Origin of the sequence: Pseudoalteromonas sp. US3C1013 (assembly GCF_048401115.1) — a bacterium.
Taxonomy (GTDB): domain Bacteria; phylum Pseudomonadota; class Gammaproteobacteria; order Enterobacterales; family Alteromonadaceae; genus Pseudoalteromonas; species Pseudoalteromonas undina.
On the sequence record NZ_CP183075.1, the window covers coordinates 2,481,327 to 2,497,345 of the forward strand.

Consider the following 16,019-nt stretch of genomic DNA (forward strand, 5'->3'; position numbering starts at 1 on the left):
AATGACTATATCTCGCTCTTAGCTGCCTGTTAGGTGAAGTCCTAAGCTTTTATTTACGTCTTCTATTTGGCGCTCTTTGCCCTGTGATACGTTTTTTATCGCGATCTTTACGCGCTTTGTTGGTGTTTTTACGGTTATCTTTAGGGGGCTTGTTTAAATCAGGCTCGTAACCTTCTAGCCATTGTGGTGTTAAGCGGGTATCAAGCAATACTTCAATTTCTTCAAGCAGCCATTGCTCATCTAAGCTCACTAATGACATCGCTAAACCTTGCTCGCCAGCACGCCCTGTACGGCCAATACGATGCACATAATCTTCAGCTATGTATGGCAATTCAAAGTTAATTACGTATTTAAGTGCCGGTATGTCTAAACCGCGCGCCGCTACATCGGTGGCCACTAAAACACGCGTACTGCCTTCTTTGAAGTTTTGTAATGCGCGGTCGCGAGCACCTTGTGATTTATCACCATGAATAGATTCGGTTTTTAAACCATCTTTACACATTTCTTTGGCAAGCTTATCGGCCATTTGTTTTGTGCGGGTGAATATAAGTACTTGGCGCCAGTTTTTCATGCCAATCATGTGCGATACCAGTTCGCGCTTTCTGTCTTCATCTACTGCGTAAATAACTTGTTCAACCTCTACAGCAGCAGAGTTGCGCTTATCGACTTCAATAAGCTCAGGGTCTTTGAGCAATTTTTTACTCAGCTCAAATACACTGTCATCAAAGGTGGCGGAAAACAGTAAGGTTTGACGATCGCCTGGGATGTGACGCAGTATTCGTTTAATTTCGTCAATAAAACCCATATCAAGCATACGGTCGGCTTCATCAAATACTAACGAATCAACACTTGAAAGCACCACACTGCCCTTCACTATATGATCAAGTAAGCGCCCTGGCGTTGCCACTATTACTTGCGCTGTTTTAAGTGCTTTGATTTGTGGGCCAATGCTTGCGCCACCATAGGCAAGTGCACCTTTTATATCTGTACCTTGTGCGTATTTTTCAAAGCTTGCAAATACTTGCTGAGCAAGCTCCCTAGTGGGCGTTAAAATAACCACACGGGCAATGCCTGGTTCGTCTTTTTTAGCGGAATTTAAAAGCTTATGTAATAGCGGCAAAACAAAAGCGGCTGTTTTACCAGTACCAGTTTGAGCGCTGCCCATAACGTCTTTGCCCGCTAAAATTGGCGGTATCGTTTTGTGCTGAATGGCGGTAGGCGTAGTGTAATTATTTTGCTCTATTGCAGTTAATAGTAACGGGTCTAGGGCTAGTGATGAGAACGATGTGGCAGACATAAGCTTGGCTTTAAAATAACAAAGAACGCTATTATACCTGAGCTTAAGTAATAAAAAAGGCGCTAAATAGCGCCTAAGTAAAATGAAGTATTTAAGCCGGTTTTAATGTGGCTTTACGCTCATTATAAAATGCAATTAAATCATCTACGGTACTTTGACAGTATTCACGAATACCCGATACCACCATGTGTTTTTCACCAAAACCCACCTTTTCGCCGTTTTCTAATAAATTAAAGCGCAAGGTTATTTTGCCGCGTTTACCAGCGTATTCAAAGCTTGGCTCTGCAAACTCTAGGGTCGGTGATTTAATATCAATGTTATTAAGATTAATTATCATTGATTCATAAATAATCATAGGGCGCGCAGGGTTTATCATTACCTCTTGCTTGCCCATTAAAGGAATAATTACATGCGGGAACGCAGCACCTGAGAACTCAACATAATTTTTTATTAGACTGTTTGTAAGTGTTGGGCATTTACTGGTTTTACCGTCGCGTTTAACCTTTAAAATTACTTTTTCGCCATGGTTTACATCAAACTCTTCTCCTGGTTGTTCTGGAAAATTTAGCTTGGTATTTTCATCAACCATACCGGCAAAGGTAAACTCCATTCGCTCACTAATGCCATAGCGGTCTAACACTAGAGAAAAAAGTAAGTCTCCTGGTGCGCAAAACTTTTTAGCGTCTTTATCATGAAGCGGGTTGTAGTCGTCGGCTACACATTTAGCAAAGCGACAACCTTGCTCACGAGAAATTGAAACATAATCAGCATGCTGCTGATAGTAAGGACTTAACATAGTGTGTTCACTGCTTAAACTGCTTATAACCTAGCTATACTACCAGAAAAAAAATCTTGAGAGGTCGAATCTGTTTAATAAAGGCGAAAAATGATAATTTGCAACTCGCTAATTAACTAAGTAAATTAGGCAAATACGAGTTTAAGGGATTAACTAATGAAGTATTTTTCTTTATTAATATGCGCGGTTTCATTATTAACTGGCTGTAATAACATTACTTACACAACCAATATCGACGACGAGGTTTTATCAGAACACGTTTCAAGCCACATTAAAAAACGTGGCCTAGAGCAGTTTTACAGTGTACAAGACGCTCTCGATAGAGGTGCAAGCCCCCTTGGTGGAATAAAAGGCGAAAGCTGCGATGTATCAGATGATACGCAAACATCCTCAATTAGCTATAACCGTTTGAAATCACAAGCTATAGAATCCCTTAAAAATGATGTGCTTTATTTAGGTGGCAATGCATTTACACTAGAGCAGTGCCAATCAGTATCCCGCTACAATTGTGATTTAGCCGTTATTTGTACCGGACAAGCCTATAATTATTAATAGCTCAAAATTATCTAATTGAGACTATAACGCTATGTGATTCATTTTCACTCATTTCCCTCTATCAAACAACAAGCTGTATTTGCCAATGACTTTTTACTTTTTAGCTGCCGCTATTTTATGTGTTTTCCCACAGTGTAAACTCACTGTATTTCGCCAACCATTATGGCAATACTTATTGCTGCTAAGTGTTATTACTGCCTATTATCAACAATATATAAATTTAAACGCGGTTGCTGTTATAGCTGTTTATGTGGGATTGTTTCACTTTATGCTATTGGCAACCTCAGCGTTAAAACGTAATGTTCTAACGTCTTTATTTATAATAGCCTCACTCGGGTTGGCCTTACACTGGTTTGCGGGTTTTAATAACCTGCCAATTGTTGTTAATGAACAAGTCACCAGTAACGCAATTGCATTTACCTTGTATGCTAATTTTGATAAAGCATTAGCGGGTTTAATGCTGAGCGCTTATTTTTTTGCAAAAAACAAAACGGCAAAGCCAATAACTATCGGCTACCCTGCTTTAATCATAATTATCACTATTTTAGCGGCGCTTATAACTGCTTTAACGTTAAACCTTGTTGAATTTGCGCCAAAAGTACCTGAATTTTGGTTGTTATTTATAGCTATCAACCTACTTTTTACCTGCGTTGCAGAAGAGGCATTATTTAGGGGAGTGATACAAACTAAGCTTTCAAAACTAATAACCCCGAGCAGGTTTGCACTGCTCGCACCGGTGATCAGTACTTGTGTATTCTCACTGGCACACTTTTCAGCGGGTACTCATTATATGCTTGTGGCGGCCGTTGCAGGTTTTGGATATGGCTATATTTACTATAAAACAAGCCGGTTAGAATGGGCCATTTTATGTCATTGGCTCGTTAACGTGTTTCATTTTTTCTTATTTACTTACCCTATGCTGGCAACTCCATCTTAAAACTACAGGCACAAAAAAGCCGCTTAAATTAAGCGGCTTTTGAATCTGTATACGCGATTACGCACTTGGGTAATCGCGGTATGCGCGTTCTATCTTTTTAGCCTGCTTTTTAGAAATACCTAAATGAGCCAACGCAACACGTAAACGTGCACGCGATAGGTCAGACCCTAAAATCTCCATTGCATCTAATACCGAGGTAGACGATGTTTTGCCGGTAATAGCCACAAATATAGGCTCTAAGAAGTCTTTAATTTTAAGCTCGTGGAAGGTAGCGACTTCTTTTGCAATTGCAAAAATAGCTGGTTTTTCAAAGCTACGTAAGCCTTCTAACTGCCATACAAAAAATTGTAATGCTTGGCGAATAACATCTTCGTCAGCTTTACCGGCTGTTAATAGCGCTGGGTCGTAGGTCGGGATGCCGCCTACAAAGTGCCCTGCTAAATCAACCATGTCAGAGAGTGTATTTATACGCGTTTTAGCTTCAGGTAAGACTTTAGCCAGCATGTCACCATTAAATTTCCAGTCAACAAAACGCTGCATTAGCTCTGCATCAGTTAAGTTTTCGCGGATCCACATACCGTTTAACCAGCTTAACTTGTCTACGTCGAATACTGGGCCACCAAGCGATACACGCTTCATGTCAAAATGTTCAATCATTTCATTAAGGGTGAACTTTTCACGCTCATCAGGCATTGACCAACCCATACGGCCTAAGTAGTTTAGTACCGCTTCTGGTAAGTAACCCATTTCTTTGTAGTAATTAATAGACGTTGGGTTTTTACGCTTAGACAGTTTTGATTTATCTGGATTACGCAATAATGGTAAGTGACCTAGTACCGGTGCTTCCCAACCAAAATCTTCATACAGTTTTAATAACTTAGGCGCTGAGTTTATCCACTCTTCACCACGGAAAATGTGGCTAATTTGCATATGGTGATCATCCACCACGTTAGCTAAAAAGTACGTTGGAAAACCATCCGCTTTTAATAGCACTTGCATGTCTACGTTTTCCCACGGGATCTCAATTTCGTCGCGTAGGTAATCGTTAAACTTAAAGGTACCTTCGCTTGGGATTTTCATACGTATAACGTACGGTTTACCAGCAGCTAGGTTTGCTTTAATTTCGTCTTCTGTATGGTTTAAGCCACGGCCATCGTATTTAGGACGCAGACCTTCGGCCATTTGTTCTTCACGCATTTGGTCCAGTTCTTCGCTGGTTGCGAAACAGTAGAATGCTTTGCCGTCTTCAACTAACTGATGAGCGTATTTTTTATATAAATCACTGCGCTCAGATTGACGGTATGGACCAAATTCACCACCTACATCAGGACCATGATCCCACTCAAGGCCTAACCAGCGTAAGCTATCCATGATGGCTTGTTCAGATTCTGGTGTGCTGCGAACTTGGTCAGTATCTTCAATACGAAGTACAAATTCACCGCCTTGCTGTTTAGCAAAACAGTAGTTAAATAAGGCAATGTAAGCGGTGCCAAGATGCGGGTCACCTGTTGGTGACGGAGCAACACGGGTACGAATTGTCATGGTAATGTCTCTTTTAATAAGTGAGATGGTATGAAATACCAATAAATATTTTAAGCGGCTACTTTGTTTAAGTAAGCAATAATATCGTTTGATTCATAAAGCCATTTTACTTGGCCATCTTGCTCAATACGTAAACAAGGTACTTTAACTTTTCCGCCTTGCTCTAATAGCTCTTGACGGTATTGCTCATCATTTTTTGCATCGCGTGTTTCAATTTTTAAGCCTTCACGCTTAATTGAACGGCGCACTTTTACACAAAAAGGGCATGCTTTGAATTGATAGAGCTTAAATTGTGCGGTTTGCTGATCAAGCTTAGTTTGCTCTTGCGGATCACGTTTTTTGCTACGCGGCGTAAAAACAAAATTAAAAAATAAGATGATACAACCTAAAACCCAGCGAACTAATTTCATCTTCAATACTCTTTACAACAAATTTAAGGTGCAAGATTTTAACACAAAAAAGCGCAACACTATAAGCGGATTATACGTTGCGCTATATCGTTAAAAAAGTGCTTAATTACAACACCACCATATCATCTCTGTGTAGCACTTCCACGCCGCTATCGTAATCAAGTAAATGGCTGATTTGATTAGAATGTGCGCCTTTTATTTTATCGATTTCAAGATGGCTAAAGCGCGTTAACCCCCGTGCAATAATTTGCTGGTTTACATCAATTAAGTTAATTAAATCTCCACGTTCAAATTCACCTATTGCACGCGTAATACCTTTAGCAAGTAAACTAGCCCCCTTAGATTGCAATGCATGCACCGCACCGGCATCAATTAAAATTTGGCCACTACTTTTAGGCCCTGCCAATAACCATTTTTTTCGGCCATCTTTAGGCGCGGTAAGTTTTAAAAAACGGGTGCCTGGTAATTGCTCGCTCATGCATTTTAAAATCACGTTTTCATCAGCGCCTTTGGCAATAATCACCTCAACCCCAGCTCTTCTGGCAATATCCGCGGCCTGTAATTTGGTTGCCATACCCCCTGTGCCTAGGTTCGTACCGCTGCCACCCGCAAGTTGGCGTAACTCATCATTAATATGGGTAACTTCGTCAATCAAGGTGGCGTTAATGTCGGTGCGCGGATCGCTGGTGAATAACCCTTGTTGGTCGGTCAGTAGCAGTAACTTATCGGCATTGGCTAAAATAGCCACCAATGCCGACAAGTTATCGTTGTCACCTACTTTTATTTCGCTAGTAGCAACTGCGTCATTTTCATTAATGATCGGCACTACATCGTAATTTAATAGGGCATTGAGGGTATCGCGTGCATTTAAATAGCGCTCTCTGTCGTCAACATCGGCGCGCGTTAGTAGCATTTGCCCGACGTTAATGCCATACAACGCAAATAAGCTTTGCCAAATATGAATGAGCTGCCCCTGTCCAATGGCGGCCAACATTTGTTTGTCTATTAATGTGCGCCCACAGGGTTTTAATAGCTGTTCGCGACCTGCGGCAACCGCACCGCTTGATACTAAAATAACGTGATGACCTTGCTTTTTTAGCTCACAGCATTGGCGAACAAGTTCCACCATATGTGCTTTGTCTAACTTATCGGTACCGCCAGTGAGTACGCTTGTACCTAGCTTTACAACTACGACCTGATCCCTTTGCATGTTTTTTACTTAGCGCAATAAATGATGAATTTATTTATACCAGTTCGGTATTTTTGAACAAGTAAAAAATATTCAATCACCCCCTCTGCATGCTAGGATCGCACTATATTCAACCGATTAAATTACACCTTATGCCTGCCAGTTTATGTTTAATTATTGCCACCTTTTTGTGGGGTAGCTCCTTTATTGCACTTAAATACGCGATTGCGATTTATGACCCTGCCTTGGTGATATTTTTACGTATGCTCACCACTTTACTGATTTCGTTATGTTTATGGCGTTACGTAATTCGTTTTGAATATTTAAAAGGCGATTGGAAGTACTTATTAGGCATGTCGCTGGCTGAGCCGTGCTTGTACTTTTTATTTGAAGGCCACGCAATGGAGTACACCTCAGCATCTCAGGCGGGGGTGATTGTTTCTTGTTTACCCATTATTGTGGCATTTTTAGCGTTTTTCATGCTCAAAGAGCATATTAGTAAAGCTATTGTGGTGGGTTTTACGCTGTGTATTGGCGGCAGTATTTTACTGACCCTACTTTCACCCAGCTCAAGCCAAGCTCCAAACCCATTACTGGGGAATTTTTTAGAATTAATGGCCATGGTGTGCGCGGCATTTTATACCGTGTGTATAAAACATTTAGCTAACCGCTACTCCCCGCTCACATTGATTGCTCTGCAAGGCGTGAGTGGTAGTTTGTTTTTTGCTCCGTTTTTATTATTTATTGACCTACCCAGTGAAAACCAACACGATTTAACCGCACTAATGAGCATTTTGTACTTAGGCTCTTGTGTTACTTTGGGTGGGTACGGCATGTACAACTATGCGATTAGTAAAGTGTCGGTATTAACCGCCGCGGCTTACTCTAATTTAATCCCTATTTTCACTTTAATTTTGTCAGCCATTATCCTTAACGAAGTACTGACTCTTGGCCAGTGGATCAGCATATTTGTGGTATTTATAGGCGTAATGATTAGTCAACACCATCAAGAACTAGTGGTCGATATTCCTAACTCAACTTCGGGTGAGGATATTTCTGCCGACACTAACCATCTTAAATCAGTACCCGAGGCCAGTGAATCAAAAGGGTAACAGGTTAATAAATACAACCCTGATTGCTGCAAAAAATCGGTGTTGTACTGATGAATTACCTCAACGTGTGTTACTGAATAATGCTGCACTTGGCCATTTTTAAGTTGTAGAGAAAATTGCTCCCCCACTTTAGCGTTTTTTAAAAACGCAAAGTGGGTATCGTTGTGGCCAGCAATAAGTGCTCCTTGCGAGTTACCAAAATCAGCCCCACCTAACTCCCCAGCTGGTAAAAAGTGGCTCGGCGCAAACGCTAAGTTTCTACCACTTGCACCATCAAGCACGGTTAGTCGCTTATTATGCTTTGGCCATATTATTTGTGCCACGGGGTAACTATCAGCATAAAACCACGGCTTAATTTTTTTATTGGGCGATTTAAGGGTCGTTTGCCAAGCTTGCTCTATTAACACTTGTGCAAGCCACGCCTTTGCCTGCATGTATACACCATGGCCAAACAAGCTCAGCCCCAAGGCTAGTAAACCTATGCTTAGCCACTTTTTCATTTACAGCGCCTCACTAACAAAAGACCACCTAGAAGCAATAATACTCCAAACACAATATGCACTTTGCTTTGCCCATCAGTTTGCGGCAAGCGCATGGTCATTCCTTGTGGCATAGCATTAGCCACTTGTGTGCTTTGTTTAGCAACTTCTTTTATGGTCGTCTCTTCTATAGCAATAAACGCAGTAAATGGGCTAAGTAATTGATGCTCAAGCGCGAGCTGCTGCACTTGCTGTTTTACAACACTTTGTTGGTTGTATAACAATAACGACTTTATTTTTTGACGTGCCCAAAGCTTATCAATTCCAGTGGCCTTTGAACTTGCTTGCGGATTAAGCTTAACCTTAAACTCCCCATGCGCCGTTTGCCCCGTAAAAGTAATTGCATCGGTATTATCTAATTTAATGGCCACCATAATGGGCTCAGCAAAATATAGGTCAGGCAAAGGTGAGGGCCAAAAATCTAAGCTGTCTCCATTTGTATTTGTCAACGCCAAATTAGTCATAGCCGGGTGAGCAAGTTTATCAAACAACTGCTGCATTTTCGGCTGCACATCATGAGCACTGCTTATAAAGGTGTAAGTTCCCTTGCCTATATCAGCGGCACGACGCATAAAATAACGGTTAGGCGCACTACCAATGCCCACAGTAAATAAACGGCTATCACCTAAGGTGTGCGCAATATGTTTAAATAATTGATCTTCGTTACTTACGCTACCATCGGTTAAAAATACAACTTGGCGTACAAACCCTTCAAACTGCGTACCATCGAGTACTGCATCAAGTGCGCCTTTTATTTCAGTTCCGCCATCGGCTTGTAAGTTATAAATAAAACGCTCTGCGCGACGTAAATTAAAGTCACTGGCAATTAATGGGGTTTCACTCATAGCTGCAACCTCATTATTAAAACTGACAATATTGAAGCTATCATCACTATCTAATAATGATAATGCGTAAAACAGCGCTTTTTTAGCTTGTTCAATAGACTGCCCATGCATAGATCCCGAAGTATCAACTACAAACACCATTTCACGCGGTAAACGCTGAGATTGAGTAAAGCTATCGCTTGGCGGCATTAGCATTGCTAACGCATACTGCTCACCATTTTGTGCTTGCTGAGTAAAAAGTGCAGCTTGCGCTTGCGCTATTTGTAGTGGCTTAAACTCAAGTACAAAGTCTCTATTTATGGCTTGCTGTGGTTTTAGCACAATGCTGTATTGCCCAAATGCAGGGTTTTCAATATTAACTTGATGGTACTTAGCGTTTATATCAACCAATTCTAAGCCTATATCCATGTTAATTGTTAAGCTTAAATCGCTGGCATTTGCCGCCTCATTGGTTTGTTTTGTGTAAACAGGGCTTAACCAACCCTGTGGAGTGAACGAAGGTGCATTAGCGTTTTTTATCGCATGCTTATCTTGATCATCGTTAACTTCCCCTGTTATTGCATGATAGCGTGGCGTAATTGTAGTTGGAAAATGAATCGCAAAGATTCCGTGTTGGTAATCAATAATCTCTTGATACTCAAGCGTTATAGCTATTTCTTCTCCAGGCCCTACATTTGCCACATTTGTAATAAACATATTTGCACGTTGCTGTCGCAACAATGAAGCTTGTTTGCCTGCTTTTTTGGCAGCTTGGTACTGTTTTTCAGCTTGGCGTTTTTTTGTTATTTTACCTTTGATAACTCGCTCGCCAATGCGCATGGTCATTGCTTGCACGGCGCTTTCATCGGGTAAAGGAAATACATAACGTGCATTTACGGCAAAAGGGTTTTCATTTATGTAGTGCTGCGTAACTACAACACGATTAATTAGCCCTGTTAGGGTCATTTTTGCATCGCTTTTTAAAATAACCCCAGGGTTAACCGCCACTCCTTGGCTATCAAACAAGGATAGTTTTGGCGACTGTGCATGGCTTTTAAAGCTGGCCAAAAGCACGATAATAATAAAAATAAAAAGGCTTACCTTGGTAAGCACTTTGGTGGGTTTACTCAACATAAATCACTCCCTCGAACGCCTTGCGATTAATTGCTTGCTGTTTGGTCAGTCGTTTGATTTAGCGCACGGGTAGTGAGAGTAACGCGTCTGTCAAAAAAGTTATCTTCAAGGGTGTTACTGTTTGCTATGCTTTGCTGCTCGCCAAACGCTTGTGCGCTTAAACGTGTATGGCTAACCCCCTGTTTAATTAAGTAACTTTGTACGGCGTTTACTCTGGCTTTTGACAGTAATAAGTTCGCTTGCTCTGCACCGCGCTGATCGGCAAAGCCACTTAAATCGAGTGCGAGTTGCGGTTGGCTTTTTAATAACGCTACCAATTGATCAAGCTGCTTGGCAAAATGAGGAGCAATATCGCTAGATCCAGTTTTAAATTGCACCGTCATTGCCAATAAATTATTAAGCTGCGATTGAGTTAATTGCTCATTTTGTTGCGCCAGTAGTTCAAGTTGCGCCTCTAGGTGACTGTTATGATTAAGTACATGCTGGTAGTCGTTGGTTTTCTCTGCCATTACAGTTAAAGCTTGCTGCTGCTCAGCAATAGTTTGCTCAGCTACCTTGGCATCGCCAATCAAACCACCAGCAAATGCGCCTACAAACGCGCCGATTGGCCCACCAACAACACCCCCAATAATGGCACCAGTGCTCAGGCCAACAATTGTTTCTTTTTTTGCTTCTTTTGATGGGGTATCCGCAGCAAATACTGGCGTACAAAAAGTGCTAACAAGTGTGAGTGCGATTAATGTTTTCTTCATGATCTATTCCTTACTATTAATAATGGTTGGCAAGCTATTGGTTGGCACTTGCGTTGTATTGGTAATTTCAATAGCTGTATTAAAACACCATGAAGTGGCAATAAAGGGGAGTAAAAATGGCAAACTGCTGAGCAATTGTGGCAAAAAAATGGCAATTGTGTTTTTAACCTTACTTAGCGCAAAAACTTCGCTATAGTGCGCCTAAGTCAATATGAGTAATTAAAAAATGAAAAAAATAGCTATCGTTGAAGATGAAACTGCCATTCGCGAAAACTACATAGAAATGCTGAGCGCTCAAGGCTATCAGGTAAGTGGTTATGAAAACCGCCCTCAAGCAGAAGTCGCTTTTAAAGAAGCACTCCCCGATTTAGCCATTGTTGATATTGGCTTAGGCCATGAAATAGATGGCGGCTTTTTACTGTGCCAAACACTGCGTTCACTTTCTAAAACCTTACCAATTATTTTTTTAACCGCTCGCGACAGCGAAATAGACACCGTATGCGGCCTGCGCATGGGCGCCGATGACTACTTAACCAAAGATATTAGCTTAGCGCATTTAGCCGCGCGTATTGGTGCGCTATTTCGCCGCATGGAAGCATTAGAGCAACCCGCCGATGCCAACGCATTAATAATTCGCGGTCAACTAACACTCGACACGCAACGCATGCAGGTGCTTTGGCAGCAACAGTTGGTTGATTTAACCGTAACTGAGTTTTGGATGCTGCATTCACTCGCCCAACGACCTGGCCACGTTAAAAGCCGTAATGAGTTAATGAGCGATGCTAAAATTTATGTAGACGACAGCACCATTACCTCTCATGTAAAACGCATTCGCAAAAAGTTTATAGCACTCGATAGCCAGTTTGACTGCATTGATACCGTGTATGGCATGGGTTACAGGTGGGAGCAACCCACATGCTGAGATTTGGCCTACGCAGTAAATTTATTTTACTTTCATGCTTTTTGTTTTTGTTGCCATGGTTAGGCTACGAGTATGTATGGGAAATGGAAAAGTTTTTACGCCAAGGCCAAGAAAAAACGCTCGTAGGTACTACACGCGCACTGGCAACGGCCCTGCACGAACGCCCCGCTTTATTTGACGAACAAACCAACTTTTTAGATCAAGTTGTAAAAGGCCGCGATCTCTATGCTTATAATTTAAAGAGTCCAATTCAACTCGATGGTAAACTCAGCGACTGGGACGCTTACCAATCGCTGTTTTGGCTTTATGACAAACGCTACTTACAAACAGCCAATGATAACCATCAACTGAGCAACTTATCATTTAGCCACATGGTGGGTAAGTTTGATAATTACTTATATGCGCTCTTTAACGTCACTGACGATGCTTTAGTTTACCGTGCCAAAAACAGCCTCAGCATTACCAATAATGACTATGTAAAAATTGGCCTAAAAAACCCTGATGGGCAATTTAATACTTATATTATTGCTCCGCGCCAAGATGGCTGGGTCAACGCATTTGATGCCAATAGTAAAATGCCTTTTACTAAAATTCAGGGTTTCTTTAAAAAAACTGACACTGGTTACAACCTTGAGCTGCGCTTTCCTTTGAGTATGCTTGGCAATAAACTGGGATTTGCCATTGCCGATGTTGATAGTAAACAACCAAACCAAACCCCTAGTATAATGTCTACATCGAACTTAAATAACCCGAATGATTTAGGTTCGGTACTGGTGCCCTCCCCTGAAATAAACCGTATATTAAAAGGCATGGGCCACAGCGGCAGTCGCATTTGGGTGGTCGATAATCATCACCGTGTATTAGCGCAATCGGGCAGTATTCAAAATGCCGATGGGGTATGGGCCGATGGGCTAAAAAATCAAGCGCCAAAAACTGCGTGGCAGCGCTTTGAACAAGCCTATTTACATCCTTTGTATTATAAAATTTTAACGCGTCCTGAAGATGAATTTATAGATACTTTACACGATGTAGCTTCAATGCAAGGCGCTCATTTAGCCAAAGCACTTAAAGGCAAACCGGCCTCGTCTTGGCGACTCACTCCCGATAACAAAGCGGTAATATTATCGGCTGCGTATCCTATTTGGATCGAGGATAAGGTTATTGGGGCAGTTATAGCTGAAGAAACCACCAATGGCGTGCGTACACTGCGTAATAAATCGCTGGAAAAACTATTTAATGTGATTTTAGCGGTCATGTTAATTGGCACAGCCACTTTGTTCTTTTTTGCTTCGCGTATATCGAGCCGTATTAGACGACTGCGAGACACAGCAGAGCAAGCCATTGATGCCCAAGGACGAGTAACAGGTCATATAAATTACAGCGATGCCAATGACGAAATTGGCGACCTGTCGCGTAGCTTTTCAAATATAGTGAGCCGACTTGGTGGCTATACCGATTATTTAGAAAATATGTCGTCGCGCTTATCTCACGAGCTGCGCACACCGGTTGCGGTTGTCCGTTCATCTCTTGAAAACTTACAAAGCTTGCAGCAAAGTGAACTGAGTCAAAAATACCTTGAACGTGCTAGCGAAGGGGTTGAGCGCTTAGGAAAAATAATTACCACCATGAGCGAGGCAACCCGCCTTGAGCAAAGTATTCAAAGTAATGAGCCAGAGCAGTTTGATTTACAAAAAGTAATTAGTGGCTGTATGCAGGGCTACCAACTTACTTATCCTAACCAGTTCTTTACACTCAACATTTGCCAAAGCACACTGTTGATGCAAGGTGCCCCTGAATTTATAGCGCAACTGCTCGATAAGCTAATTAATAATGCCTTGGAATTTAGTGAAGCTAACACTGCAATTGAAGTCAGCCTTAAGCAAAATGAAAGCAAAGCAACATTAACGGTAAGTAATACAGGTACTTTATTGCCTGAGGGACTTACTGAACATATTTTTGATTCTATGGTATCGGTGCGCAGCCAACAAATGCAGCAACAACCGCATTTAGGCTTAGGGCTTTATATTGTAAGACTAGTGTGTGATTACCACAAAGGTACAGTAACGGCGCACAATAATGAGCAAGGTAATGGGGTGGTATTTACTGTGAGCTTGCCTTTGAGTAATTAAATAAAGCGGTTTAGCTATAAATCGCTTGCTCGTAAAGTCTGTCAGTTACAATTTAAGTTATGCACAAATGTAACTATTCACTTTTAATTCATTCGTTCAATCTTAAGGTAACGGTTATTCTCTAGGAGGAAAAACTATGAACGAATTATTAGAACGTGAAGAAATAGAATTTATTCTTGATTTATATCGCCCAAATACAGCGAATGAACAATCACCAGCAAGCGCTCTAAAAAGAGCAAAAGCTTCTACAAAGCATGCGATGCAGGCAAGGGCTTAACCCCCGCCCCATTAGTTAAGCTGTAAAAACGCTTTAATGCAGTCTATTTCAGCCTGCTTAACCGTTTCGCCTATTTCGGGGCCTTTTTTGCCGCTTTTAAGCGCGTCTTGCACTATCTGTTTTTTATCCATTTTTTGTAGTTCGTTGTGAATAGCACGTAATTTAGCGGCTTGTGGATAGGGCTTATCCACCAGCGTTTCGCCTCGTCCTTGTGCATCACACTGGCACGCTTGAGTAAAGGCAATAAAACGCTCTGGATGCACTAGCGCATTTAAATTAGTGACGATTAATTTATGAATAGTTTGCGGTCTTAACTGTTCAAGCGTGTGGCAAAGGGTATGGTTATCACTGGTAAGCACGCCTATATCACGAAAGCGATTAGGTACTTTTAAACGTTCACAAAACGCCTCAACTACAGCAACCCCTTCACGTTCATGGCCGCGTAAATTACCGCGTTTTTTATAGCTTAGTGCTTTACCAAAATCATGGGTTAAGGCGGCAAACCGCGTTTCTAGGTTAAAGCCTAAATCGGCTGCTCGTCTAAGCACTAGCATGGTATGGACAAACACATCGCCCTCGGGATGATGATTTGCCGGCTGCGGGGTGTTTTTCATCTGCTCTATTTCAGGAAAAATACCTAACCCATCTAATGCTTGGAAATAAAGCTCAGGGTGTTTTTCGCCAAGCGCTTTTTCTGTTTCAAGCCAGACTCGCTCTGGTACTAGATGTTCCAACTCGCCTTTATTTTTAAGCTCATGCATTAATGCAGTAGTACTTGGATGAATAGACCAGTCGCTACCATAACGCGCTAAAAAGCGAGCAATACGCAATACCCGAACAGGGTCTTCTACAAATGCGTGTGTGGTGTGGCGCAGTATTTTATTTTTTAAATCAGCTTGACCATTAAAAGGATCAATAATGGTGCCGTTTTCGTCTAGTGCCATAGAGTTAATGGTTAAATCTCGGCGTGCTAAATCTTCTTCAAGAGTTACGTTTGGGCTGGCATCCACCACAAAGCCGGTATAACCTTTACCACTTTTACGCTCAGTGCGCCCTAGTGCATATTCTTCTTTAGTGTTTGGGTGTAAGTAAACTGGAAAATCGCTGCCAATGGGTAAAAATCCGAGCGCTTCCATTGTCTCTGGCGTTTCACCAATAACAACATAGTCATTATCTTTTGATTGTATGTTTAGCAGTTTATCTCGCACTGCTCCACCCACTAGGTAAACTTGCTTTAAACTCTGTTGCACTTTATTCCCAACCACTACTTTTAAGCTTTTCTTTGATGTTAATCATACCTAATAGTCATTAAAAAATCTGTGTTGTTTGCCAAGCTTTATTAAGCTCATTACAATAGCGCATTATTTTTTAATACCTAACAGCGAATGAAAAACCACTCAGCAAAAAAAGAACTTATGTTACTGCCCATCCTTTTGGTGGTTATTATTATGTGTGTTGCAGGGCATTTCTTGCTACAGGCTAATTTTCAAGACAGCCATTTGGTTGAGTATTTGTTAGCTGCAATCCCATTTGCTATGTTTGGCTTAGTAATAGTAGCCTTTAAAATGGCAGCCAAAAGTGAACAACAAGAAAATGATGAGTAA

16 protein-coding genes are annotated in these 16,019 nt (G+C 41.4%); 7 read left to right on the plus strand and 9 right to left on the minus strand.

Going from position 1 to position 16,019, the window contains the following annotated elements; genetic code table 11:
• Positions 1-49: 49 nt before the first annotated feature.
• Positions 50-1,297 carry a DEAD/DEAH box helicase gene (locus ACNSN2_RS11600; protein ID WP_109874202.1) on the minus strand — a complete coding sequence of 416 codons (1,248 nt, stop codon included), beginning with the start codon at positions 1,295-1,297 and terminating at the stop codon, positions 50-52.
• A 91-nt stretch (positions 1,298-1,388) separates the two neighbouring features.
• Entirely contained in the window at positions 1,389-2,093 is a 705-nt protein-coding gene (locus ACNSN2_RS11605; protein WP_016900441.1) for a DUF3581 domain-containing protein, read from the minus strand.
• 156 nt (positions 2,094-2,249) lie between these two features.
• Between ACNSN2_RS11605 and ACNSN2_RS11610 the strand changes: the two genes are divergently transcribed.
• Positions 2,250-2,645: a hypothetical protein gene (locus ACNSN2_RS11610; RefSeq protein ID WP_418607436.1), complete on the plus strand. Its 396-nt coding sequence runs from the start codon at positions 2,250-2,252 to the stop codon at positions 2,643-2,645.
• An 88-nt stretch (positions 2,646-2,733) separates the two neighbouring features.
• Entirely contained in the window at positions 2,734-3,585 is an 852-nt protein-coding gene (locus tag ACNSN2_RS11615) for a CPBP family intramembrane glutamic endopeptidase (protein ID WP_138595633.1), read from the plus strand.
• Positions 3,586-3,642: 57 nt separating this feature from the next.
• On the opposite strand, the gene gltX is transcribed toward ACNSN2_RS11615, so the two are convergent.
• The 3 genes from gltX to proB form a co-directional block, all read right to left on the minus strand.
• Positions 3,643-5,127, minus strand: coding sequence for a glutamate--tRNA ligase (gene gltX / locus ACNSN2_RS11620; protein WP_008111109.1), 1,485 nt, complete (start codon positions 5,125-5,127; stop codon positions 3,643-3,645).
• 50 nt (positions 5,128-5,177) lie between these two features.
• On the minus strand, positions 5,178-5,537 hold the full coding sequence (locus tag ACNSN2_RS11625) for a glutaredoxin family protein (RefSeq protein WP_008111110.1): 360 nt from the start codon (positions 5,535-5,537) through the stop codon (positions 5,178-5,180).
• A gap of 106 nt (positions 5,538-5,643) precedes the next feature.
• Positions 5,644-6,747, minus strand: a complete 1,104-nt coding sequence (gene proB / locus ACNSN2_RS11630; protein ID WP_138595635.1) for a glutamate 5-kinase — start codon at positions 6,745-6,747, stop codon at positions 5,644-5,646.
• Positions 6,748-6,878: 131 nt separating this feature from the next.
• Here proB and ACNSN2_RS11635 point away from each other — a divergent pair, with 131 nt between their 5' ends.
• Positions 6,879-7,838, plus strand: a complete 960-nt coding sequence (locus ACNSN2_RS11635; RefSeq protein WP_418607439.1) for a DMT family transporter — start codon at positions 6,879-6,881, stop codon at positions 7,836-7,838.
• Here ACNSN2_RS11635 and ACNSN2_RS11640 read toward each other — a convergent pair.
• From ACNSN2_RS11640 to pdsO, 3 genes are read right to left on the minus strand one after another with little or no spacing between them, the layout of a single operon-like run.
• Complete coding sequence (locus ACNSN2_RS11640) at positions 7,733-8,338, minus strand: class GN sortase (RefSeq protein WP_138595637.1); 606 nt, start codon at positions 8,336-8,338, stop codon at positions 7,733-7,735. The two genes, ACNSN2_RS11635 and ACNSN2_RS11640, sit on opposite strands and share 106 nt — an antisense overlap.
• A complete protein-coding gene (locus ACNSN2_RS11645; RefSeq protein ID WP_138595639.1) occupies positions 8,335-10,335 on the minus strand; it encodes a marine proteobacterial sortase target protein in 2,001 nt (666 codons plus the stop codon). Before ACNSN2_RS11645 ends, ACNSN2_RS11640 begins: the two co-directional genes overlap by 4 nt.
• Positions 10,336-10,361: 26 nt before the next feature.
• Entirely contained in the window at positions 10,362-11,087 is a 726-nt protein-coding gene (gene pdsO / locus ACNSN2_RS11650; protein WP_054201826.1) for a sortase-associated OmpA-like protein PdsO, read from the minus strand.
• Positions 11,088-11,313: 226 nt separating this feature from the next.
• On the opposite strand from pdsO, the gene pdsR reads away from it, so the two are divergent.
• The 3 genes from pdsR (at position 11,314) to ACNSN2_RS11665 (ending at position 14,415) form a co-directional block, all read left to right on the plus strand.
• Positions 11,314-12,009, plus strand: a complete 696-nt coding sequence (gene pdsR / locus ACNSN2_RS11655) for a proteobacterial dedicated sortase system response regulator (protein WP_008111124.1) — start codon at positions 11,314-11,316, stop codon at positions 12,007-12,009.
• The gene (pdsS, locus tag ACNSN2_RS11660; protein WP_418607440.1) at positions 12,003-14,138 is read left to right on the plus strand and encodes a proteobacterial dedicated sortase system histidine kinase; all 2,136 of its coding nucleotides are present in this window, start codon (positions 12,003-12,005) and stop codon (positions 14,136-14,138) included. The genes pdsR and pdsS overlap by 7 nt, the downstream gene beginning before the upstream one ends.
• A 136-nt stretch (positions 14,139-14,274) precedes the next feature.
• Positions 14,275-14,415, plus strand: coding sequence for a hypothetical protein (locus ACNSN2_RS11665; protein ID WP_008111127.1), 141 nt, complete (start codon positions 14,275-14,277; stop codon positions 14,413-14,415).
• A gap of 11 nt (positions 14,416-14,426) precedes the next feature.
• Here the strand turns inward: ACNSN2_RS11665 and ACNSN2_RS11670 are convergent, their stop codons facing one another.
• Positions 14,427-15,665 carry a multifunctional CCA addition/repair protein gene (locus ACNSN2_RS11670; RefSeq protein ID WP_418607441.1) on the minus strand — a complete coding sequence of 413 codons (1,239 nt, stop codon included), beginning with the start codon at positions 15,663-15,665 and terminating at the stop codon, positions 14,427-14,429.
• A 135-nt stretch (positions 15,666-15,800) separates the two neighbouring features.
• Between ACNSN2_RS11670 and ACNSN2_RS11675 the strand changes: the two genes are divergently transcribed.
• Positions 15,801-16,019, plus strand: a complete 219-nt coding sequence (locus ACNSN2_RS11675) for a hypothetical protein (protein WP_036981490.1) — start codon at positions 15,801-15,803, stop codon at positions 16,017-16,019.

Coding starts and splice junctions, on each gene's coding strand:
- ACNSN2_RS11635 (WP_418607439.1), top strand. CDS start 6,879: ATGCCTGCCAGTTTATGTTTAATTATTGCCACCTTTTTGTGGGGTAGC.
- proB (WP_138595635.1), bottom strand. CDS start 6,747: ATGCAAAGGGATCAGGTCGTAGTTGTAAAGCTAGGTACAAGCGTACTC.
- ACNSN2_RS11615 (WP_138595633.1), top strand. CDS start 2,734: ATGACTTTTTACTTTTTAGCTGCCGCTATTTTATGTGTTTTCCCACAG.
- ACNSN2_RS11665 (WP_008111127.1), top strand. CDS start 14,275: ATGAACGAATTATTAGAACGTGAAGAAATAGAATTTATTCTTGATTTA.
- ACNSN2_RS11605 (WP_016900441.1), bottom strand. CDS start 2,093: ATGTTAAGTCCTTACTATCAGCAGCATGCTGATTATGTTTCAATTTCT.
- pdsR (WP_008111124.1), top strand. CDS start 11,314: ATGAAAAAAATAGCTATCGTTGAAGATGAAACTGCCATTCGCGAAAAC.
- gltX (WP_008111109.1), bottom strand. CDS start 5,127: ATGACAATTCGTACCCGTGTTGCTCCGTCACCAACAGGTGACCCGCAT.
- ACNSN2_RS11610 (WP_418607436.1), top strand. CDS start 2,250: ATGAAGTATTTTTCTTTATTAATATGCGCGGTTTCATTATTAACTGGC.
- ACNSN2_RS11645 (WP_138595639.1), bottom strand. CDS start 10,335: ATGTTGAGTAAACCCACCAAAGTGCTTACCAAGGTAAGCCTTTTTATT.
- ACNSN2_RS11600 (WP_109874202.1), bottom strand. CDS start 1,297: ATGTCTGCCACATCGTTCTCATCACTAGCCCTAGACCCGTTACTATTA.
- ACNSN2_RS11640 (WP_138595637.1), bottom strand. CDS start 8,338: ATGAAAAAGTGGCTAAGCATAGGTTTACTAGCCTTGGGGCTGAGCTTG.
- pdsO (WP_054201826.1), bottom strand. CDS start 11,087: ATGAAGAAAACATTAATCGCACTCACACTTGTTAGCACTTTTTGTACG.
- ACNSN2_RS11675 (WP_036981490.1), top strand. CDS start 15,801: ATGAAAAACCACTCAGCAAAAAAAGAACTTATGTTACTGCCCATCCTT.
- pdsS (WP_418607440.1), top strand. CDS start 12,003: ATGCTGAGATTTGGCCTACGCAGTAAATTTATTTTACTTTCATGCTTT.
- ACNSN2_RS11625 (WP_008111110.1), bottom strand. CDS start 5,537: ATGAAATTAGTTCGCTGGGTTTTAGGTTGTATCATCTTATTTTTTAAT.